The sequence below is a fragment of the Sessilibacter corallicola genome, from assembly GCF_021290925.1.
GTDB classification, from domain to species: domain Bacteria; phylum Pseudomonadota; class Gammaproteobacteria; order Pseudomonadales; family Cellvibrionaceae; genus Sessilibacter; species Sessilibacter corallicola.
The window spans coordinates 697,253-721,301 of the sequence record NZ_JAJSLX010000001.1; the positions used below are offsets into that span (position 1 = coordinate 697,253).

16 protein-coding genes are annotated in these 24,049 nt (G+C 43.0%); 6 read left to right on the plus strand and 10 right to left on the minus strand.

The window, feature by feature from the left end:
* Positions 1–217 precede the first annotated feature (217 nt).
* A complete protein-coding gene (locus tag LU361_RS02875; protein ID WP_233086807.1) occupies positions 218–1,750 on the plus strand; it encodes a protein adenylyltransferase SelO in 1,533 nt (510 codons plus the stop codon).
* A 493-nt stretch (positions 1,751–2,243) separates the two neighbouring features.
* Here the strand turns inward: LU361_RS02875 and LU361_RS02880 are convergent, their stop codons facing one another.
* The gene (locus LU361_RS02880; protein ID WP_233086808.1) at positions 2,244–2,867 is read right to left on the minus strand and encodes an FMN-dependent NADH-azoreductase; all 624 of its coding nucleotides are present in this window, start codon (positions 2,865–2,867) and stop codon (positions 2,244–2,246) included.
* A 210-nt stretch (positions 2,868–3,077) separates the two neighbouring features.
* On the opposite strand from LU361_RS02880, the gene LU361_RS02885 reads away from it, so the two are divergent.
* Positions 3,078–3,707: a CGNR zinc finger domain-containing protein gene (locus LU361_RS02885; RefSeq protein ID WP_233086809.1), complete on the plus strand. Its 630-nt coding sequence runs from the start codon at positions 3,078–3,080 to the stop codon at positions 3,705–3,707.
* A 195-nt stretch (positions 3,708–3,902) separates the two neighbouring features.
* Here LU361_RS02885 and LU361_RS20275 read toward each other — a convergent pair whose 3' ends face one another.
* Positions 3,903–3,962 carry a hypothetical protein gene (locus LU361_RS20275; protein WP_350337997.1) on the minus strand — a complete coding sequence of 20 codons (60 nt, stop codon included), beginning with the start codon at positions 3,960–3,962 and terminating at the stop codon, positions 3,903–3,905.
* A gap of 289 nt (positions 3,963–4,251) precedes the next feature.
* On the opposite strand from LU361_RS20275, the gene LU361_RS02890 reads away from it, so the two are divergent.
* From LU361_RS02890 to LU361_RS02905, 4 genes are all read left to right on the plus strand, one after another.
* Positions 4,252–6,807, plus strand: coding sequence for an efflux RND transporter permease subunit (locus LU361_RS02890; RefSeq protein ID WP_233086810.1), 2,556 nt, complete (start codon positions 4,252–4,254; stop codon positions 6,805–6,807).
* Positions 6,808–6,817: 10 nt separating this feature from the next.
* The gene (locus tag LU361_RS02895) at positions 6,818–7,627 is read left to right on the plus strand and encodes an outer membrane lipoprotein-sorting protein (protein ID WP_233086811.1); all 810 of its coding nucleotides are present in this window, start codon (positions 6,818–6,820) and stop codon (positions 7,625–7,627) included.
* 4 nt (positions 7,628–7,631) lie between these two features.
* Entirely contained in the window at positions 7,632–8,948 is a 1,317-nt protein-coding gene (locus LU361_RS02900) for a hypothetical protein (protein ID WP_233086812.1), read from the plus strand.
* 252 nt (positions 8,949–9,200) lie between these two features.
* Positions 9,201–9,515: an ArsR/SmtB family transcription factor gene (locus LU361_RS02905; RefSeq protein WP_233086813.1), complete on the plus strand. Its 315-nt coding sequence runs from the start codon at positions 9,201–9,203 to the stop codon at positions 9,513–9,515.
* 552 nt (positions 9,516–10,067) lie between these two features.
* Here LU361_RS02905 and LU361_RS02910 read toward each other — a convergent pair.
* The 8 genes from LU361_RS02910 to LU361_RS02945 all read right to left on the minus strand — a co-directional run bounded on the left by LU361_RS02910 (position 10,068) and on the right by LU361_RS02945 (position 24,011).
* Positions 10,068–10,835, minus strand: coding sequence for an oxygen-binding di-iron domain-containing protein (locus LU361_RS02910; RefSeq protein ID WP_233086814.1), 768 nt, complete (start codon positions 10,833–10,835; stop codon positions 10,068–10,070).
* A 1,171-nt stretch (positions 10,836–12,006) separates the two neighbouring features.
* Entirely contained in the window at positions 12,007–12,720 is a 714-nt protein-coding gene (locus tag LU361_RS02915; RefSeq protein ID WP_233086815.1) for a YebC/PmpR family DNA-binding transcriptional regulator, read from the minus strand.
* A 101-nt stretch (positions 12,721–12,821) separates the two neighbouring features.
* The gene (locus LU361_RS02920) at positions 12,822–14,069 is read right to left on the minus strand and encodes a dipeptidase (RefSeq protein WP_233086816.1); all 1,248 of its coding nucleotides are present in this window, start codon (positions 14,067–14,069) and stop codon (positions 12,822–12,824) included.
* A 273-nt stretch (positions 14,070–14,342) separates the two neighbouring features.
* Positions 14,343–16,106, minus strand: coding sequence for a gamma-glutamyltransferase (gene ggt, locus LU361_RS02925; protein ID WP_233086817.1), 1,764 nt, complete (start codon positions 16,104–16,106; stop codon positions 14,343–14,345).
* Between the two features lie 88 nt (positions 16,107–16,194).
* Positions 16,195–19,302 (minus strand): efflux RND transporter permease subunit, encoded by a 3,108-nt coding sequence (locus LU361_RS02930; protein ID WP_233086818.1) that lies wholly within the window; start codon positions 19,300–19,302, stop codon positions 16,195–16,197.
* A gap of 219 nt (positions 19,303–19,521) precedes the next feature.
* Entirely contained in the window at positions 19,522–20,643 is a 1,122-nt protein-coding gene (locus tag LU361_RS02935; RefSeq protein ID WP_233086819.1) for an efflux RND transporter periplasmic adaptor subunit, read from the minus strand.
* A gap of 174 nt (positions 20,644–20,817) precedes the next feature.
* Complete coding sequence (locus LU361_RS02940; RefSeq protein WP_233086820.1) at positions 20,818–21,090, minus strand: TMEM165/GDT1 family protein; 273 nt, start codon at positions 21,088–21,090, stop codon at positions 20,818–20,820.
* Positions 21,091–21,380: 290 nt separating this feature from the next.
* Positions 21,381–24,011: a TonB-dependent receptor plug domain-containing protein gene (locus LU361_RS02945; RefSeq protein WP_233086821.1), complete on the minus strand. Its 2,631-nt coding sequence runs from the start codon at positions 24,009–24,011 to the stop codon at positions 21,381–21,383.
* Positions 24,012–24,049: the final 38 nt, after the last annotated feature.

The following is a 24,049-nucleotide window of genomic DNA, read 5'->3' on the forward strand; positions in this document are numbered from 1 at the left end:
AAGCTATATCGAACGTCATAAATTCAAACGAACAAACACAAGACTTTAAGTAAATAAAAAACTTTTTCAGTTGTAATTAATTAATAGCGAATAGAACAAGTAAAAATCCAATTATAAAAGCGATTTTATTCGCTAATACCACAACACATTAATGGATGTGTTTTATTAGGGTTTTGGATACAATCAATAATCTATTGTATTAATCAGGCTTTTAAAAATGAGCATTCAGGATCCAGTTAGCAATAAGCACACACTTAACAGTGAATTAAAACCACACAGCTATCTTGTTCTGGGAGAAAACTTTTACACGCGCGTTTCTCCAACACCTGTTGCTCAGCCTAATCTTATTCGGCTCAACCAAACGCTATCAGAATTTCTCAATTTAGACGTTAATCAGCTGAATACTCCGGAAAATCTGGAAATTTTTTCCGGCAATAAAACACTTTCTCACGCCTCATCACTGGCCACGGTTTACGCCGGGCATCAATTTGGCAACTGGAACCCGCAACTTGGTGACGGCAGAGCGTTGTTATTGGGCGAAATACTCGCCAAAGACAATAAACTCTACGACATACAGCTCAAAGGTTCGGGCCCTACGCCGTATTCGAGAATGGGAGACGGCCGCTCACCGATTGGTCCCGTATTGCGAGAGTACATTGTCAGTGAAGCCATGCACTCCTTGGCGGTACCCACCACGCGCGCGCTTGCAGCGGTATCTACCGGGGAGACAGTGACCCGTGATTTATTGCTGCCCGGAGGTATTTTAACGCGGGTTGCCCAAAGCCATATCAGGATTGGCACCTTTCAGTACTTTACCGCCCGTCAACAGCTCAATGACATTCAATCATTGGCGGATTTTGTTATCCATCGTCATTACCAAACCGACGTACAAACCGAGTTCCCAGACAACCCCTATTTGGGCCTACTGAGCTTGGTTGTTCGCAGGCAAGCCAAACTCATTGCCAAATGGATGTCATTGGGGTTTATCCACGGTGTGATGAACACAGACAACATGCTTTTAAGCGGCGAGACGGTGGATTATGGCCCCTGTGCGTTTATGGATCAGTACAGGCACAACAAAGTCTTTAGCTCCATTGATCACCACGGCCGATACGCGTACTGCAATCAACCCAAAATCGCAAAGTGGAACGTCAGCTGGTTAGCGCAAGCACTGCTGCCGTTAATTGACACCAATGAAGAACACGCCGTAAAACTCGCGTTATCGGCATTGGATGAGTTTGAAGAAATTTACCAGAATGAATACCAAGCCTTGTTCGCACGTAAGCTTGGTTTTAATACTGCGAGCGACAACTCAAACCAGCTGGTGAATAATCTGCTTGGAATCATGGAGAAAGAAAAGCTGGATTTCACCAATACATTTCGAGCACTTGCGAACCTACTCATTGAACACAGTGATGCTACTGAAAACTTTGAAAGCGCTTATGACACATCTGCGCTCACATTGAAGGCAAAACAGTGGGTACAAGGATGGTTGGATGCGTTGTCATCAGAAGGTATCGCAGCGAATACGGCAATTGAAACCATACGCACAATAAATCCCGCGTATATTCCTCGAAATCACCAGGTCAATCAGGCAATTGATCAAGCCGTTGATCAGAACGATTTCTCCCTTTTTAATACTTTAGTTGATCTGCTAGAAGAGCCTTTTACTTATAAAACTGAATTAGCTCAATTTGCCGCGGCGCCAGAAGCGAACGAAACTATTTTTAGAACATTTTGTGGCACCTAAATTCATACAGCAGCGACACTGGTTTTTACTTTTATTTATTTTTATTCCAACTTTGCCAACACTATTTCCCACACACAATAAAGCTCTTTAACCAGAGCTTTATTGGCTCGCCTTTTTTCCATTCTCTACCGCCAATCGCAGAAGTATAACCACACATCACACGTATTGGCTGCACGATAAAGGTAACAATCAAAAACAACCTTGCCTCTACAATGAACAATTTTGTGAAAGCCATCAAATTTTTCAATAAAAAATATTAAAACATTAAGGCAAGAAACCAGTAGATGAGGCGGCGCAAAATACCTCTGACTGTTTAATCTTTTAAAACAGTGTGTTTCTGAAGAGATGATTGCTGCAGACAAAAAGCTATTGTATGAATAGAAGAATTAACGTTTAACAGGACCACAAATAAACAAAAACCCCAACGCACCATTAAGCACGAAGGGGTTTTGATGTTTTTTAGAATTCAGACGTTATCTGTATTCTAAGGCAATTAAGATGCAGCTAATTCTTTAGCGCGCTCAATTGCTTGTGCTTGGTCGCCTTGAGGATCAGCAGTCAACAAAGAAGGCTGGAAGCGAAGAGCGTTAACATCGGTAATACCAACAACATTCAACCACCAGTTAAGGTAAGTTGATTGGTAGTCAGTACCGAATTTTGGATCAACGCCAGGAGCGAATACACCAGCGGTGTAAACAACAGTTGCTTTTTTGTTTTCAAGCAAACCAGAGTAACCGTCTTCTGGGCTGAAACCGAACAACATACCTGGTTGAGTGATAACGTCGATGTATTGCTTTAGTTTGTAAGGGATGCCGCCGTTCCACATTGGAACTGCGAAAACGTACTCGTCAGCAGCCATGAAGTTTTGAGTCACTTCAACAACTTTGTCCCACGCTGATTGACGTGGTCCGTCCATCTCGCCAACACCGAAGAAGGTCATTTTGGCAGCAGCTTTATCACCGTCGAATTCAGGTAAATCACAGTTCCAAAGATCAAGAACTTCAACTTCTAGGCTTGGATCGTTTGCTTTGCGAGCAGCAACGTATGCGTCAGCAACAGCGTTAGATTGAGATGACTCAGAGCGAGGAGACGCAATGATATGCAACAACTTAGTCATGGTTTGAATTCTCCAATGAGAGGATTTTCAATAATTTAGGGTTATGCACTAATAAAACGCACACCTTCGCACCCATTTTTCATAAAAGGGCGAACATGTGCTGGTAACCGTTGTAATAACTGTTCATAGGTTAGCTAGAAAAAAGATAACTTGTCAATATTAAATTTACGGGTTATGTTTACCAGATGACATAATTTAGAGGATAGCGTTTTGACTGTAGCCCAACGCCCTGATCCATTTCTAATTGCCGACAATCCCGCCCTTGATTTTCTCAACTCCATTTGTGCTCCGTGGGGAGAAGATATTGAGTGGATTGAGAATGGTGATGACCTTGTGGAATGGCTCATTCACGCAGAATTAATCGAAAAACAAGAACGCGACCAAATTTACGCAAAATTGTCGCGCGAACAACTTGACGAAGCCGCCGAACGCGCTAGAAATATGCGCGAATGGTTCCGCAGCTTTGTGACAACTCATGCTGGAAAACCCGTTAATAAAAATGCTCTAAAAGAGCTCAAGCCATTAAACGATTTGCTCAGCGGCGATCATTTATATCGTCAAATAGGCATTATTGAAGACGAAGAGCTTGGTACCAAATTCCACTGGCATGAATTGCGACGCTGGCACAAATCCGATGACCTTTTATCGGCAATTGCCGCGGAAATGGGCAAATTCGTTTGTTCAGCCGATTTCACGCTCGTCAAAAACTGTGAAGGCCCAACCTGCACACTTTGGTTTTTGGATATCAGTAAAAACCACAAACGTCGCTGGTGCTCAATGTCGGTTTGTGGAAATCGCGCCAAGGCTGCCGCCCACCGAGCAAAGAAAAAGGCTCACTAGCCCGCTTTTTACACCCGGCACCACGCCATCAATAAGAACTATTAGATTACCCAGCATCGTGTAATCTAATAGCTCTCATATTCTAACCGCACTATCTAAGTCGACCCTTCTATTTAACTTCCGAACCTTCTGCTTGCCTACATAGCGACTACTTATAAGAGTCATGTATTTATAAGAGTCATGTATTTATAATAGTCACGTATTTATAGTGGTCACGTTATAGCAATTACACTCTGACGGCTCTGCACTAGCCATTCTTTAATGGCTCTTCTGCAATGATCCTTCTTCAATGACCTTTCTTCAATCGCCCGAGAGAGACTCTGCCAGCGTATTCCCACGCAACAACTTTCCGCAGCCATACCAACATCCATTTGCCTTCTACAGGTGAATCATTCCAACGTTCATCTGTTTTATTAATTGTTCATTTATCAGTCATGTTTAGCCACTTTCTGTTGCATTGATAAAAATTCAACAAACTAGTGACAGATGATAATTTCAACCCTATAATCGTTTTTATCTAATTTAGATTAAAACGAATTTAAAAATGATTAATACTGACGCTCTCTGCCATTTCTTTATCAATAACCGCAAATGGGTATTCTGGGTACTGCTCGCCGTTGTCGCCACAGCTGCTATCCAATTCCCTAAAATACAAACGGATACTGATCCTGAGAACATGTTGCCCACAACAGACTTAGATCGTCAGTATCATAACCAAGTGAAAGAGACATTCGCATTACACGACTCTCTTGTCATCGGTATTGTTAATCCAGATTCAATTTACCACCCTAAAACACTCGCAAAACTCGTCAAAGTGACAGAATTTATTGACGGGCTCGACAGTGTCGTTCATCAAGATATTTTATCTCTCGCCACCGTTGATAACATCTCTCAAAAAGAGCCAGGCACCATTCAGTTCGAATGGATGATGAAAACGCCGCCACAATCCGATGAGCGAGCCCAACAGATTCGCTCTCAAGTTTCACGACTGCCTTTTCTTCGCAACACTATTGTATCTATCGACGAAAAAGCAGCGACAATCTATGTTCCTTTAATCGATAAGAACACCAGCTTTAAAACCGCGAATGAAATTCGCCGGTACATCGATTCCCTAGAAAGCGATTCACTCGATAACGACCAATGGCACATAACCGGTTTACCGGTTGCAGAGGATCAGTTCGGCCATGAAATGTTTGTGCAAATGGGCATTTCAGCGCCTCTAGCAGGCTTGGTGATATTCATTCTACTGTGGGTATTTTTCAGAAATATTCCCTTTATTACCGCGCCGATGATTATTGCCATGGCGACGGTAATCATCACAATGGGTACGCTAATCGCCTTTGGTTTCACCGTACACATTATGTCTTCGATGATTGCCATCTTCTTAATGCCAATCGCCGTGGTCGACTCGGTGCATTTTTTATCGGAATTTTCCGACAACTACAAAAAAGACTCAGACGTAAAAGAAGTATTGTCTGAAGTTGTTGGGCGATTGTTTCAACCCATGTTGTTCACGTCCATCACATCGTCAATTGGTTTCTACTCTTTATTGCTAACGCCAATCCCGCCTGTACAAATATTTGGAGCATTTGTTGGCACAGGCATATTATTGGCATTCGCCTTAACCATCATTTTCTTGCCGGCTTACATCAGCCAGTTAAACAGCAAAAACTTAGAGAAACTGATTGAAATTAATCCCGACTCAGAAGATTCAAAAATCGCAGGTTCAGTGCGCAGATTTGGTCAGATTGCAAATTCAAACACGAAAATTTGGTACTTGGTATTTATCGCTATTTCGGGAATTTCGGCCTACGGCATCAGTAAGATCGAAATTAACGATAACCCCGTTCGATGGTTTAAGCCCGATCACCAAATTCGTATTGCAGACCAGGTACTAAATCACCATTTTGCCGGAACCTACGATGCGTACATTGTGTTAGAGCAACCTAAAAACCATACCCAAGCATTAATTAACATTACGTCAGATTTTGAGAGCAAGCACACCTTACAAAGTGAATTTAAAAATATTCTCGATGAATTTGTTAATAATCTCGAAAAACCAGATTCAAATTTAACATCAACCGTCGACGATACGTTATTTGCTCTGGAGGATTTTAGTTTCTTAGATATATCCGAGGAACAACTGAAACTTTCACAAGACTTCGCCTTACAATTAGAAGAGTTTTTAGAAAATACCAAACCCTTTCTAAATCCCAGCAATCTTTCTTACATTGCCGATTTGCAGGAGTATTTAAACACCACGGGTTTGGTGGGCAAGTCAAACAGTCTCAGCGACATTGTTAAAACAGTGAACCGAGAGTTACATTCTGGCTCGTCTGAAGACTTCCGCTTGCCTAACTCCAATCCGGCAGTGGCACAGACTCTATTGCAGTATCAATCCTCTCATCGACCACAAGATTTATGGCACTTTGTAACTCGCGATTACAGCCAATCTCTGGTTTGGTTGCAATTAACGAGCGGCGACAATAAAGACATGCAACAGGTCATCAATAAAGTTGATGAATACATTGCTGCGAACCCATTGCCCGCAGGTATGGATTACCACTGGGCAGGTAAAGCTTACCTAAACCTAATTTGGCAAGAAAAAATGGTCGCGGGAATGTTTGACAGCTTATCCGGTGCGTTCATTCTTGTCTTTTTAATCATGGCATTACTGTTCCGCTCTTTTGTATTCGGTGCAGTAGCGATGCTACCGCTGTCACTTTCCATCGCATTTATCTATGGAATCATCGGTATCATCGGCAAAGACTACGACATGCCCATTGCCGTTTTATCAGCGCTGACATTGGGAATCTCGGTGGATTTCGCCATCCACTTTATCGAGCGACTCAGAGTTAATTATCGTCAACTAGACAACTGGAATTTAGCGATAAAAGCTATGTTCGAAGAACCGGGTCGAGCAATTACCCGAAACGCCATCGTTATTGCCATTGGATTTACCCCATTGCTGTTTGCACCGTTGGTTCCCTACATCACGGTAGGCGTTTTATTGGCAAGCATTATGGCAATTTCAGCTGTCGCTACATTAATTATGATTCCAAGCGTATTGAAACCTTTTCATAAACGAGTTTTTAATTGAGGGCATTTTTGTGAAACTTAAAAAAATTACACAATGTGTTATTTTGAGTGTGTTAGCCGCAGCGCAAAGCGCGGTTGCACAAGTCGATGACGAACATGCCAGATCCATTGTGCAACAGGCAGAAATGGCGTCCTATTACGCAGGTAATGACGGCCGCAGCCTGGCAAGAATGATCATTACAGACGGAAACGGTCAAAAGCAAATACGTCAATTTACGATTTTACGCCAAGATGTCGAAGATCGCGGCGACCAAAACTTAATGGTATTTTTCTCGCGCCCATCAGATGTTCGCGATACGGTATTTCGGGTGCTAAAACACACCACTCAAGATGACGACCGCTGGTTGTATTTACCCGGCCTAGACTTGGTTAAACGAATTTCCGCCGGAGATAAACGCACCTCGTTTGTTGGTTCGCACTTTTTTTATGAAGATGTTTCCGGCCGTAATACCGAAGAAGATTATTTCGAATTACTCGAAGAAAACGACGAGTTTTATACCATCAAAGCGGTTCCAAAAAATTTATCTTCGGTGGAGTTCACTCATTATATTGTGAATATCGAAAAATCATCAATGTTGCCGAGAAAGATCGAATTTTACGATGCTAAAGATCGTCTTTATCGTCGAGTCGAGTCACTTAAAATCGAAAATATTGATGGCCACCCAACCGTTCTTCATTCCCGAGTAGAAGACTTATTAAATGGCGGCGCAACCGAAATGCAATTTCGTTTCGTTGAGTATGACCTCGGTTTACCAGAAACGCTTTTTTCAGAGAGAAGCCTTAGAACACCACCACGTCGTTGGTTAAAAATTAAAGGCTAGATCGATGCCCAGAATCACATTAGTCATTGGCATAGCAGGGACGCTATTTTTTAACATGGCTGCACAGTTTTCTTACGCTCAAGAAAACACAGCAGATAACGAAAGCTTTGATTCAGTATGGGATGATGATTGGGGTGAAGACACTTATAATTCAACAAAAAACATAAATGTTGCGTCGTTTTCTGGTTTCACAGAAACACTGTATGGCAGCAGGCTTTCAAATTCAGAGTTTCATAAAAAAACCAGTATAGAAGACATACGTCTGCGTCTAGAAACAAAATTAGACATCTATTCAGTAAATATTGTCTCTAAAGGAGATATTTACTACGACGGAGTTTTAGACGACTGGCGCGGAAATTTTAGAGAACTTCGACTAGACTATTCTTGGAAACAAACTGACTTAAAAGTTGGTCGCCAGGTGTTAACCTGGGGAACGGGAGATTTTTTATTTTTAAACGATTTTTTCCCTAAAGATTGGCAATCTTTTTTCTCAGGTCGTGACGATGAATACTTGAAAGCATCGTCAAATGCGGTTAAGTTGTCTTTATACTCTTCAATAATTAATACAGATTTTGTTTGGGTTCCTAAATTCGAGCCCGATAATTATGTAAGGGGTGACTATTATTCTTTTTTCAACCCTTTATCAAACTCAATCTCCGCACCAAATTTAGAAGCCAATGAGCCGGACAATTCCGAATTCGCGATCCGGCTTTTTAAAACCATAAATAGTTACGAGCTTGGGGGTTATTTTTATCGAGGTTATTTTAAAAGCCCTAACGGATTTTCTGAACGAGGTGAGTTAGAGTTTTCTCGCCTTCAAAGCTTAGGCTTCTCGGTCAGAGGCCAAGCGGGTGACGGTCTGATTAATTTAGAAACCTCTTACCTAAATAGTCTTGATGACAAAGAAGGTAACGACCCGCTGATCTCTAACAGTCAATTTAGATTTCTCATAGGCTACGAACAAGAGTTACGGGAACGGTTAACCGCGTCTACCCAAATTTATTTGGAACGCACACTAAAATACAATCAGCTGGTTGAATCCAGTTTTAACCCAACGATCGAGCCCAACGAAAACCGCACGCTTCTTACACTTAGATTAGGCTGGAGAAGTAGAAATGATAAATTGAGATTGTCGCTGTTTACATTTTATTCACCTTCGGATTCTGACAGTTATTGGCGCCCTTCGGTCAACTATCGTGTCGATGATCACTGGAATGTAAGCTTTGGCGGCAATGTTTTTGAAGGAAAGGATGAAAACACGTTCTTCTCACAACTGGACGATAACGAAAATTTATTCTTAAGAGTGAGATACAATTATTAAATCCATCCTAATTTCAAATAGTTTCATTGACGTAACAACTAGTAATAGTGGTAATATTGCAACAGGCAAAAAGGTATAAAAAAGTTAGCCTTTAGATCTAACACCTACATTTTGTATCTTAGCCAGTTAATGACTTAAAGCCGCCAATGTAAAAAGTAGAGTTCGAAATACTGATCCCAGAATTTGCGTCTCTACAGGTGGCGATGTAGGTTATACAACACTATTAGTTTATACCAAAGCGGGTACCCTACGATGGAAATGCAAGTGGAAATGCCACAACTTCATGAAGAAGATGCTGCAAAAGCTGCCGACTTTTTGCGATCTTTGGCTAATGAATACCGGTTACAAATACTGTGTCGATTGGCTGATGGTGAAATGAATGTTGGAGAATTACACAAGCCTTTCAATTTGAGCCAGTCGTCTTTCTCACAACACTTATCGGTATTACGCAAGCAAGGACTTGTTAAAAATCGCAAAGTCGCTCAAACCGTTTATTATTCGATCAATGACAAAGACATTCAGGGAATCATGAAGATCCTGAAAGACAAATTTTGTCCTGACCTGTAAATAATAAAACGACAATTTACACCCCTAATTTGGCTCGTACTTAAAATAATAAAACGGGCCAAAATGAGTGCGGCAGTTCACCTCTCCAAGACTCCATGTCGATTCGTACAGCAATAATGCTGCTTGACCAGAAAATCGTAAAAGCTCTCTTTTAGAACACGCTATCATTATCGACTAATATAACGTCTCAACACATTCTACAAACAAATTTTGCTGAACCATTTTAGCGATAATTACAATAACTATTTACTGCTATCTTCCCACCTTATTCGTTTAACTCTTTATTTTATTAAAATAAAAATAACGCCGATTAGACTTCAGCCCTATTTAAAGTAAAAAATAACTGACGAATTGCACAACAAAAATATTTGTAGAGATTTTAAAGTGAGTTAATAAATGGAAAAGAGGAAGTGGCAATATGCAAACGATATTGCGAAAGTCAGAAAGACATACCAGGAATTAAAACTAAAGAAAACTAACCAAAGGTCTAAGAATAAAATATTTGACTGCAACTGCCGATATAAATTGCAATACCAGCAGTTGCATTGCGTGTTACATCATTAAATCAACACCGCACTCAAGGTTTTCAAACCAGCGGAAAAAGTTTTCCACCTGTTCTTTACCCATAAATGGCTTACCGTGCTGAGGTAGAATCATTTGAATATCCAGCTCTCGTGCTCGATTCACCCACGCTCGGCAAGCGCGGTTAGAAGCCATGTAACGTCGGTGGAAGCCTTCCATTAGCGGAACGTGCGCATCAAAGTCTTCAACTGGCTTGTGATCTTGTCCTGGGGTTACAGCAGCGCCTACATCGCCTGAAAAAAGGATTTTCGAAATTGGGTCGTAAAAATGGAAGTTACCCACTGAATGCAAAAAGTGCGCTGGTACAGCCTGAATTTTAGATTTTCCAAGCGTGATCATTGCCCCTTTATCTGGCAATTCAACCATGCGATCAACGAGAGATTTATTCATTTTACCTGAAACAAAACCCGACACTAAATGCGGTAAAAATCGAGCCCACAAGCGCGATGTAACAACCTGACAATCGGTGTGCATTAACCATCGAGGCAATGAAGAAATAATATCGGGATCTTGGTGTGACGCAAAAATTAACTTTAAAGATTTCAACGATATATGTTTGCTCAACTCAATCGATAAAGGCGTGTAAGTTAAGTCACCGCCCGGATCAAATAAAGCCGCTTCACCATGATCAACAATAACTAATTGGTTGCTCGGAATCCCTTCACCATCAACCAATCCTGTAATAAATAGGCAAACATGCCCACCTTCATCGAATACTTTAACCACTCGCTCGGACATACAACCACCAATAATTAATATCTAGCCCAAATTAAAACCAAATGGGAATGTCAATAAAAATACGAACTCTGACACCAAATTCCTTAAGTCATATTTAAAGTAGCGTACAGAAGAGCGCAATGAGAAATTTATTAGCCTAAATTCTAGTAGAAAAAAAAATTTTTTCTTAACCTGTAATATTTTCCAATTTATATAAACCCAAAAAGATCTAATAAAAGCCTGATATTTAGCAATTTTATACCATTAGTTTCACGAACATTAATGAATCATAGGATTCGATTGGGCTGTGAATTGTATTGTATTTACTAAGGAAAAGTTAGGAAAAAATTTTAATAAACTCAAAGAAACTACAACTATTACTACATGAATCAATAGACCTAATCCACTGAACGCGCAATTCTATGTGTAAATGATAGAAAATGATCACAATCAAATAAAACTTTTGTAGTTATTTGATTTAAAGCAAGCAGCCAATGATTAGATTAATCCAAATCAAACGGTAATGACGTATTCGCGCTCTTGACGATGCTGTATATAAAGTTTCAGGAATATACAGATCGTACCAACCTGAATATTTTGCAGCACAATGACTCAAAAAATAAACAAACAATATTTTTCATAGAACATCTTTTAAATCTATAAAATCGATAAGGTGTGAGCTTTTTTCAACAAGAGTTTTATTTTTGCTGCTGAAAAAACTTCTTCTTAGCGTGATGAGATATTAACTGACAACAATATTTAAATTTGTAATATTAAAAAGTTAGATTATCAATTTACGCCAAAATTTATTGAGCTTAATTAAAATCATATTTAATTATTGTGAAGGAAATTCAGACGAAAGTTTTAATGCCAACACATGACCTTTTATATTTTTTTAATATACCTGTGTCGAATTTTTCTGGAATTATTTCTATAAAATAGAATTATCCCCTAAAATTAAACGGTTTTTTAGATATAGGATCCACGGTTTAATCTAATTTAGTGAACTAAAAAAGTAGTCACACTCGATACGAGCAAATTATAACCACAGAAAAATAGCCGATCTGAAAAACAACAAATCAATCTATTAGAAAGACAAACAAAGAAGGTAGTAAAGATTTAGCGAAGAAAAATAAAAAAAGCTTCCCTATTTTAATAACAACAGTTAGGAAAGCTTTTTGAAAGAAAGGTTTTAGTATTCGGCGTTGTGGTAGACATTCTGTACGTCGTCGACGAAGTTCAGCATATCAATAAACTTCTGAAAAACCTCTACGTCATCGCCACTAATTGGTGCAGTGTCTCTCGGTACAAATTGAATTTCATCAACGTCAAAATCAATGTCGCCTAACGCATCAATCAATGCCGTTTTTGCTTTGTAATGTTCAGTGTGCGGAACAAAGACGGTAATTTTATCGCCTTCACTTTCGATATCAGAAACTTCAACATCCGCTTCCATTAAGATTTCAAGTGCACCGTCTTCATCGCCATTGAACACAAGAATGCCGCTGTGATCGAAACTGTGGCTAACCGTACCTTGAGTACCAATTTTGCACTTGCACTTGGTAAAGCATTGTCGAACATCACCGTAGGTGCGGTTAGGATTATCGGTTAAGCAATCGATAATAACCATCACACCACCGGGACCAAAGCCTTCGTAACGCGCAGGTGAGAAGTCCTCGCCCGCACCGCCTTTGGCTTTATCTAACGCTTTATCAATTACATGCCCTGGGACTTGATCTTTTTTTGCTCGATCGATCAAGCCTCGTAACGCGAGGTTACCGTCGGGTTCAACACCGCCGGCTTTCGCACAGACATAAATCTCGCGGCCATACTTACTGTATACCTTAGCCTTGGCGTCAGAGGTTTTCGCCATAGACTCTTTTCGGTTCTGGAAGGCTCTGCCCATTGTTGCCTCTTAAATTCAGTAAAAACGCGAATTTTAGCGTTGTCGCAGGCATTAGTGAACCCTATGCGCTTAAGGTCTCTCCAATCCGGGCGATTTCAGTATCAATTTGCGAGCTGAGACACTCGACGCTGGGCATAAGCATCGACTTGCGACCACACCCGCAGTAGGTTACCGCTCCATATCAATTCGATTTCTGCGGCAGAATAACCGCGATTGAGCAGTTCTTCGGTGATGGCGCGAGTTTGACTGATGTCATCCCAACCCTGAATGCCACCGCCGCCGCCAAAATCAGACGCAATACCGGCGTGCTCGACACCGACAAGCTTAGCGACGTAATCGATTTGATCGACAAAATCGGCTACGGTCGAGCGAACCCAACGATCATTCAAACTGGCAACACGGGTGCGGAATTCTTGCAACTGCTCTTGAGTTGCCTTCTTGTACCAATCGCTGCCTTCGAATCCCATAGCCTTGCGAATGTTGGCAATCTCGGCTTTCTCCTCTTTTGTCACGGTTCGCATGTAACTATCAAACGCGACCAACTGAATCACACCGTCGCGCTCAGCGATGGCCTTAATTTCTTCATCCGTTAGGTTTCTTGGGTGATCAAACAAGGCTTTAACGCCGGAGTGCGACGCTATAACGGGGACTTGAGAGACTTCCACCGCCTCTAACGTCGATTCTTTGGAGGTATGGGAAATATCCACCATGATTCCCAAACGATTCATCGAAGCGATGAGATCTCGGCCGATATCCGATAAACCGTTGTTAACGGGTTCTTCAACGTCTGCTTGCGCCCCTTTTGCAACGGAGCTGTCGGCAAAATGATTGTGGCCAAAATGGGTGAGAGAAATGTACCGGGCACCACGATCGTAGAATTCTTGTAAATGTTCAAAATGATTTCCTAGAGGAAAAGCATTTTCAACACCAACAACCGCCACCAGTTTACCCGCTTCAACCGCCGATTTAAGTTCCTCTGGATTTCTGGCAAGCACCATATTATCGGGATTTTTTCTCACCATTCTTTCGATGGCATTAAATTTTTGCTGTGCTTGAGAATACGCTTGCACATACCCGGTATCCGACACTGGCCCTTGTGCGACGTAAACAATAAAAAAGCCAACGTCTAAACCGCCGTCTCGCATTTTAGGAATGTCTACCTGCATTGGCGATAAAACACTGGAATTCGCGAGACTGGTTCCTAAGGTGACGGGGACATCAATGTGCGTATCGATGGTGGTGATAGCTTGGTGAATACTATCGAGATCTTTACCGACATCCGTCTTATCCGAAACAACGGAACAACCGACAAAAAATAGAGAGAACAATAAAACCATCAGGAACTTCATGTATTCCTCCTGAAATAGAACAGTAACTTACTCCCTGATTTATCAGTGAAGTAAACGTGGTGAAAAAATAGTGGCAAATAACTATGCGAAAAAGAGACCAGACACAAGCACGATGGATTAGCTGTGCATTTTAAAAAAATGAAAGAGCGGAAAGAAATTTCGGTGGGTTAAAATGGAATCAATAATGTTGTCAATGAATGAATAATTCGGTGGAGAAACACTCATTGAGGGCACAAAGTTGCACCCTCAATTGTGTAGAAAAATCAATAAAACTTAAAATCCTGCGGCAGCGTCATCACCGCGTCGGTCTGCGCCACCTTCATAAGTACCATTAGGAAGCTTTAAAATTGCATCAACCTTGCCGATAACGCGAGAGCGTCCGCGATTGACGGTATATCCTTTGTCTTCTAAACCAGACAGTAACGCATCGTCGAAACCTTCTTTCTCGAACAACACCATATCGGGAAGCCACTGGTGGTGAAATCTTGGTGCATTAACCGCTTCTTGCATACCAAAATCGAACTCCACTACGTTTAAAATGGTTTGCAACACGGAGGTAATAATCGTTGATCCGCCCGGCGCCCCCAACACCATAAATAAATCACCGTCGCGCTCAACAATAGTTGGCGTCATTGAACTTAGCATGCGTTTCCCTGGCGCAATACTATTGGCTTCGCTTCCGGTTAATCCAAACATATTCGGCACGCCAGGTTTTACGCTGAAATCGTCCATTTCGTTATTGAAGAAAAAGCCAAGCTCGTCGCTGAATAATTTCGAACCGTAGGCACCATTGATGGTAATGGTTGCCGCAAGTGCGTTACCGTATGAATCAACAATTGAGTAGTGGGTTGTTTCAGAACTTTCTGCAAAATTAATTTCACCAGCGCTAATATCGGAAGACTTGGTCGCTTTATCGAAACTAAAACTCGACATGCGCTCGGTTAAATAATCGCGATCCGTCAACTGTTCACGCGGAATGGTGACAAAATCGGGATCGCCCAAATATTCGTTGCGATCGGCGTAAGCGCGACGTTCCGCTTCCACCAATATTTGCGCTACTGGCAAACTATTATGCTCATACTGACCCACATCGTAAGGTTCAATCATGTGCATAATTTGTTGCAGTGTCATTCCGCCACTGCTCGGTGGGCTCATCGAAATAATGTTTAAATCTTTATAGGAAAATCGCACGGGCTCACGCCAAACCACTTGGTATTGCGCTAAATCTTCCTCGGTAATAAAACCGCCTTTCTCTTGAATAAACGCGGCGATTTTCTTTGCGGTCTCGCCTTTATAAAACTCATCACGACCGTTTTTTACGAGTTTTTTCAGTGTATCGGCAAGAGCTTGTCGCTGAATTAATTCGCCCGCCTGATATTCTTTGGAAAATTTTGACTCGGTACCACTGACTTCGGTAATAGAAGGACGCGATCGATCCAATCGACCTTTTTGGTATTCAGTAACCACAACGCCTTTTTCAGCGAGCGCAATAACTGGCTCCATCAGCTCAGCCATAGTGCGCGTACCAAAGCGCTCATGCATGGCAAAAATACCGGCGATGGTTCCCGGCACACCCACTGCGGTTGCGCCTTTGCGACTCATGCCTGAAATCACATCGCCGTTTTCATCTAAATACATATCGCGGTGGGCCGCTAAAGGCGCTTTTTCGCGAAAATCCAAGGCGCCAACGCTACCGTCGGCCTGACGATAGACCACAAAACCGCCGCCCCCAGGGCTTCCTGCAAACGGATAAGCCACAGCCAGTGCCATCTCTACAGCGACCATGGCATCAAAAGCCGTGCCGCCGTCACGCAGCACTTGCAAACCAATTTCAGATGCCTCAATGCGCGCAGAAACTACCATAGCCTTGTCTGCAATAAGACCACGAGATTTTTCTGTTGTTGGCGATTGCGCTGTTGTTTTTGTCTCTGTAACACTGGCCGCAGTTTGCTCCGCGGCTGTTTCAACATCTGTCCCATTACATGCCGATAAACCGAACATGAAAATAAAAGGTAAACACTTTAATGCAAATTTCATTTTTGTTTCCTAACCGGCGCTGTAAATACAAAGATAATCCAATAAAACACACGTTTAATTTTAATTATTATTTTATAAAAATCTCTAATTAAGAAGCCTTTGTTTCTATTTTTTGCAGCTGCTCAATCTCACGAGCAACGTGTTCTGGCGATTCGGTTTTTCTTGCCAACAACTGATAAAAACCGGGCACAACATACAGAGTCAACAAAGCGGCCATTGCTACACCAAACAACACCACAATACCCAAAACATTGCGGCTTGCGGCCCCTGGCCCCATCGCCATAATCAATGGAATCGCGCCCATAATGGTGGACACGGTTGTCATTAATACTGGGCGCAATCGTAATTTACAGGCGTGGACAATAGCGTCTTTAAATTCTTGGCCTTCATCGCGCAGTTGGTTAATAAACTCAACCAATAAAATACCATTTTTAGTCGCGATACCAATTAACATTAAAAATCCAATTTGACTGAAAATGTTAAAGGTTGTGTTGGTCACATACAGCCCTAGTAAACCACCGGCAATGGCCAAAGGCACCGTAAACATAATAACCGTAGGGTGAACAAAACTTTCAAACTGAGCTGCCATAACCAAAAATAAAATCAGCAAGGCAAAGCCAAACACAAAGTACAAATTATTGGTGGATTCTTTAAATTCTAACGATTCACCTTTGTAATCAATTTGTGCTTGATAGGGTAAATGTTCGCGAACACTTTGCTCTAAAAATGCCAAACCTTCTTCAACAGTTACATCGCCTGCCAGTCCTGCAGAAATGGTAACCGCACGCAAACGGTTGTAGCGTTCGAGTCGAGCGATATCGGCTTTGTTTTCAATGGTAATTAGGTTCGCCAGAGAAATCAGCTCACCGCTGATTGACGAGCGAACGTAAGTGTTTGAGATATCGGCGTTGGTATCGCGTTGTTCTGCTTTTACTTGCAGAATCACCGGATACTCCAAACCATCTTTCACATAACGCGAAACTTCTTGGTCCGCCATTAACGCTTGCAGTGTTTCACCAATGGCAGCAACGGAAACACCCAACGCGGCAGCACGGTTTTTATCAATTTCCAAATGCACTTGTTGTTGGGTTTCCTGCAAGTCGGAATTCAAGCTGGTGAACAAACCGCTGTCATTGGCTTTTGCCATAATGATGTCGCGCCACTCGATCAGGTTTTCGTAATTGTCGCCCTGAATTACAAACTCAATGGGTGTGTTACCACCACCACGACTCAGTCCGTTAGGTACGAATACACCGGCTCTGACCCCAGGAATACTGTTCCAAATTCCCATAACTTCACGGCGAACTTCAAAGACTGATTTGTCGCGATCATTCCAGTCGGTGAAAGAAATTCTGGAAAACGCTGTGGTTGGATTCAGGCTACCAAATGAAGGAGAAATAAATAGCACACGGGTAAGATCGCCTTCGTTTACGCGATCAATTAACGGTGCATTGAGGTCTTCAATCACCCCGCGCATTTTATCGATGGTGGTCCCCTGTTCGGTGGAGATAAAGGCCATTAATGTGCCCTGATCTTCACTGGGCGCGTATTCCTGTTCGATGGTTTGGAACAAGTAATAACTGGCGCCCAAAGCAATGGCGCACAAGATCAGCGGCAGCACAACAATTTTCATGGATGAGTGCAACGAGTTTTCGTATTTAACGCTGAGCTTATCCATGCCATCACTGATCCACTGGATAAGTTTAATGGGCTTATCGTTGGCTTTTAACAGCTTACTGCACAGCATAGGCACGATGGTTAATGCCAGAATCGTCGAGGCAATAACAGCAGCAGAAATAGCCACGGCCAATTCTGAGAAAATTTGGCCGGTGTTATCACCCAAGAAACTGATCGGCACAAATACCGCAACCAAAACAACGGTGGTTGCGATAACCGCAAAACCCACCTGACGCGCCCCGTAAAGCGCAGCAATTAATGGCGGCTCGCCGTTTTCAACGCGCCGGTGAATGTTTTCCAATACAACAATGGCGTCATCGACCACCAAGCCAATGGCCAACACCATCGCCAGTAAGGTAATTAAATTGATGGAAAAGCCAAACGCTTGCAAAGCAATAAACGAACCCAGCAAACTCAAAGGAATACACACCACCGGAATGAGTAACGCTTTCAAACTGCCTAAAAATAACCAAAGTACAAAAGCCACCAAAATAACAGTGGCGCCAATGGTCCAATACACACCGTCAATTGCCGCTTGAATAAATTCCGAGGCGTCACCGGATTCAGTCATATTAACCGCCGGAGGCAATGATTCCTGAATTCTCGCGATTTCTTTGTGAATGCCTTCCAGCACTTCAACGGTATTGGCGTTGGATTGCTTCACAATGCCAATGGCCATACTGTCTAAACCATTGGTTAGGAAAATTCGGCGCAAGTTTTCTCGATCGAGATTAACCTGAGCTACTTCGCCTAAACGCACTAAGTGACCGTCGTCTCCGCGACGAATCACAAGATTTCTAAAATCTTCAGGCGACTGATAATTACGCGCAATTCGAACCGGGAACTCACGGGTTTGCGATTCAATTCGTCCCGCCGGTAATTCAACATTTTCGCGTTCTAAGGCGTCTACCAAATCGAGAACGGTCAGGTTTCTTGCCGCCAGTTCATGGCGATCAACCCATATGCGCATGGAGGGATTACCACCGCCGTAAATATTGACCGACGACACACCGGGCACAACACTAAAACGATCTTTCAGATAACGTTCGGCGTAATCGGTCAATTCCATAATTGACCAAGTATCGGAAGATAAACTCAGGAAAATAATCGGTCGGGCGTCGCTGTCGGCTTTATTGATGATGGGATCTTCGGCGTCCTCGGGCAAACGTCGTTGCACACGCGAAACAAAATCGCGAACGTCGTTAGCGGCCTGATCAATATCCCGACTTAAATTGAATTCAATATTGATCGAAGAACTGCCATCTCTACTCACCGAGCTAACGGATTTAATACCTTCGATACCACTGACTTCGTCTTCAATAACCTGAGTAATTCGATTTTCAACAATGTCTGCCGCTGCACCGGGATAACCCGTTCGAATGGAAATTTGCGCGGGTGAAATATCGGGGTACTCACGAGTGGAAAGCTGCTGATAAGAAAAGACGCCAAACACCGCTATAAGCAAAGCAATGACTGACGCAAACACAGGTCGTTTTATGCAAACATCTGACAGGATCATGAGAAAACCATTAATTCGTTAAATTAATAACCGTGCTGCACAGCAAGGATTTAGAGACATTGAATAAATACAAGAACGAGTGACAAGGCACTAATGACCAAAAAGACGATGAATAGCCAACGAAAATTAACGCCTGAAGTACATTGATGATACTTCCGTCACAGTAGGAACTTGGCGCTGAGGGTTAACTATTTTCCTGCTCAGCGCCTGACGGACTCATTAACTTTTTCCGTCTGACTCGACGCCATCAATATTGGAATTTGAAAACGAAGAATGTTCATCGTCAATGATTTTTACTTTGGCGCCGTTGCGCAAATTGAGCGTACCGTCGATAACAACTCGGTCTCCCGCTTTAACACCATCACCAACCACTACGTGACCAGGAATACGTTTGATAATGGTGACCGACTGTTGATGAGCAGTATTCTCTTCATCGACCACATACACCGATGAGCGATTGCCCACCTGTACCAACGCACTTTCTGTGATGACGAGTCCGAGGTACTGATCCGAATACAAGGTCACATTCACCAACATGCCTGGGCGAAGCTGGTAATCGCTGTTGGGAATATCCGCTCGAACCGCGATGGCACGGGTTACAGGATCGACTCGCGATCCCAAAGTCGCCACTCGGCCCGAAATCTCACGATCCGGCCAAGCAGGGGTTCTACCTGCCACCAAATTTCCCGGCTGAACCTGGGCGAGATACACTTCTGGAACGGTAAAATCGAGCTTTAAGGTTTTGATGTCATCGAGCGTGGTAATTTCACTTCCCGGCGTCACCAGAGCACCGACACTGACTTCTCGAAAGCCGAGCACGCCTGAGAACGGGGCTCGAATAATGCGGTCGTCAAGGCGCGCTTCAATGGCCTGCAAGCGGCCTCTATTGGCGCCCACTTCCGAACGAGCGAGGTCAATGTCCGATTCAGAAGCGAGATTCTTGCCGATACTTTCCAATCGATTCAGACGCCGTAAGGAATCGTCTAAATTAGCTCTGGCTTCTGCAAGCTCAGCGCTTTGCTCATCGTCGGTTAAGGTGACCAAAATATCGTCTTTCTCAACAAACTGACCATCGCTGAAATTCACAGTCGAAACATTATCGGTGACCGTAGCACTGACTGTGACAGACTCGTACGCCTGCAAGGTACCAATCACTTCAATCTCATCAACCAGAAACCGCTCTTCCACCGTTCCTAGCACCACCGACGACGGCGGTCGTTTACCTCCCTTGCCGCCGGGAGCTCCAGGCTTAGACGCCTGCTCGCAGGCAGTCAGTACAAACACAGAGATTAACGGAATCAGAAGCTTTAGAGCCGTGTGTTTTCTTACATCAATGCGCACCTAGGAGATCCTTTTTCGTTTCATTATTTTTGTCTCTACTGTAGTACGCAAATCCCAAAGGAAGTGTCTACTCGTACCACTAATTCACCCTTTTTATGTTCTAAGTGTTCTAACTAACCATAATGATGGTTGTATTTAGCTTTGGATGACTCGCGAAGTAAATAATTCAGTCATTCAAGCAGTAATAAGGGTGTAAGCACCTATCAAAATAAACCCAGCACCTGCCAAATACTGCAGGTATTTAGTATCGATATATGTGGATAATAGACTACCTACCAAAACCCCAATCGCTGACGAAAGCACCAGTGCGGCCGACGCTGCCAAAAAAACCGACCACTTACTGACAGTTTTGTCAGCTGCAAACAGCATGGTTGCCAGTTGAGTTTTATCCCCAAGTTCGGCAATGAATACCGACACAAAAATCGTTAAAAATATCTTCCAGTCCATTCTCAAAACCCAATAAAACAACTTGCTATAAGACCGCGATTTTACCACGCGATTAAGCAAACAATATGGCTATCACTCAACCATTTGATAGTTTTATTGAAATCATTCAATCAGAGAATTAAAAACTGCGCGCTTGATTTATAACACTGTGAAAATCTACACCGCATCTGGGGAAACGAATAAGTTCAATTTATACATAAAAATACAGCCACAAAAATTTGTGACTGTATTTTTGGTGTGCCGCAATTAAACAGCAGAACTAATGCATTAATGAACGCATAGACACTGAATTAGAAGTCAGCATTCAAACGCAAATAGTAGTAACCGCCTTGCCAATCAACGATGGTGTCTGACGCGTAGATTCGACCGTTACCGTAATCGCCGATTTCATCTTCGTCTGGGAATTCGTCGAAGATGTTACGACCACCCAATGAAACACTGAGGTTTTCATTAATGCGGTATGTGCCTTCTAAATCAAAGAAAACCACTTCGTCGTACTCTTGAACTTCAAGCGAACCGTCTGGGCCACTGTTGTTTGAGTTTTCAGAACTTCCGTAGAAGTTAGCGCGCGCCAACAATGAGAATTCACCGAAGCCGTGAGTCGCCGTTACAGTACCGCGAATTTCAGGATCGAAGTTTTCAAAGTCGAAGGCATCTTCTGCGTTCAAGAATTCACTTGGATCAGAATCGAACTCGGAAGTGTTGTAGTTAAACGATGCGGTGATATCGGTGGTTTGACCATTGCCCCAGGTGATCGGAGCAGTTGCAACGATATCCACACCTTCGGTGATGGTGTCGAATGCGTTAGCGAAGTAGAACACGCCACCAATAGATTCAGCACCGACAACACCAGCGGCTTGCAGCGCCTGGAAGTTTTCGAAGTCTGCACCCGTGGTTGGATCGGTAGACACATCCAAGGTAGAAACCGCGAAGGTACGATCTTCAATATCGATGCGGTAGTAATCGACGGTAAGAGTTAAGGCGTCGAAGTTAGCAGTGAAACCAAAGGTAAAGTTGGTAGAGGTTTCAGGTCCGAGATCACGCGCACCCAATGCTTGTGCTACGTCGCTGCCAGCTGGGAACAGACCCGTTGCCACTGGGAAGCCGTTAGGCAAACGCGTAGAAACGTTGGTGGTACCTTGCTGACCCGGTGTTGGTGCACGGAAACCTGTACCCACAGAAGCACGGAAGCCCCAAGTGTCGTTGATGTCGTATTGCAGTGCTAGTTTACCAACCAACTCATCACCGAAGTCTGAGTAATCTTCGTATCGCAACGCACCTTGCAAGAACAGTTTTTCGGTTACGTCTTTACTGACATCTAGATATAAGCCGTAAGAATCACGAGAAAATACTTCAGAGAATTGCGGAGAGAAACCTGGGAAACCGTTAGAACCGACACCCAAAATTTGGAAAACAGGATCGTCTGGATCAGCACAATTGAGGTCAGAACCATTCGCTTGAACTGCCAAACCGGCAGCTGTTTCAACACCATTATCACAGAAACCAAATGGGTCAGCAGAGGCAAAGGCACCAGCTTCAAATGACAGTTGCTCACCTTGCTGCACATCGTACTCTTCATCTAAGTAGCTTGCACCAAAAGCAACCACTAAACCACTGTCGAATTCTTTAACAAAATCCGCTTGGATTTGGAATTCTTCGTTACTTAATGCACCTGGGCGGAAAGACGTTGGACTATCTGGGCCTAACGATGGGTTAACTGTGTTGCGAAGAGTGTATTCAATTTCGTTAAAGCCGTAACGAGTGCTGAAATCATAATAGAAGCCAGATCCCCATTCACCTTTAATACCGGCAACTAAAGAGTAATCTTCAACTTCACCGAAGAAACGTGGTGTAAAACCACCTGGGAATGTTTCTAACGCATTGAAGACTTCACCGTCGGCAGTACGAACGTCATTCAATACACCGTTGAGTGGGAAACGATAGAAGAAGCTGCCGTCCGCTTCGCTGTCCGAATAGTTACCAAAACCGTACACTTCGGTGGTGTCATTTAAGTCGTAACCAGCGTTAAAGAAAATACGAGTTGATTCAGAATTTGGCTGACCCCACGGCTGAACAACATCACCACCTTCTAAAGAAGCACCACCAACACCCGCTAAAAATTCTGGGTCACTTAAGAAAGCAACACGCTCTTGAACCAAAGGATCGGGATTGTTTATGAAATCTTGGAAGGTTGGGTTGGACTCGTCTAGACAGAAAAATTCTTCACAGTATTGTTCAGATCGAGAAGTTGCGTCAGCATCGGCAAATTCACCCGAAATACTTAAGAAACCATTTTCACCTAACGGTAAACCGATATTACCTGAAATGGTGTAATTATCGCCGTCGCCTTCGAAATATTCTCCGGTATCAATAGAGATAGAACCGCCTTCGGCATTATCTTTTAAAATAAAGTTAATTACCCCAGCGATAGCATCAGAGCCGTACTGTGCAGCAGCACCATCACGTAAAACTTCAACGTTTTTAATTGCCGCAGCAGGAATGGTTGCAACGTCAGGACCTTGAGTACCAGAGCCACCAATTTCTACGAGAGAAGCACGGTGACGACGTTTTGAGTTTACAAGAACTAAGGTTTTATCCGTTGGCAAGCCGCGCAAACTTGCAGGTCGAATAAAAGTACCACCGTCTGCAATTGGGCTTCGTTCTGACGAATAAGAAGGAATTAGAGTTTGAAGAATATCGTTGGTATCGGAGTAGGATACCGATTCAATCGTTTCCGCGCTGAACACATCGACTGGCACTGGGGAATCAGAGACCGAACGTGGCTTACCACGCACACCGGTTACCACAACCTCTTCTAATTCAGAGCCTCCCTGGGCATAAGCGATATTTGACAGTGTAATTCCTTCAGCGCATATGGCAGCGATGGTCATCGAAAGTGCTTTCGATTTAAAATTTTTCATGGCTAAACTCCAGAGCCTCTCACCTAAGGTTAAATTCA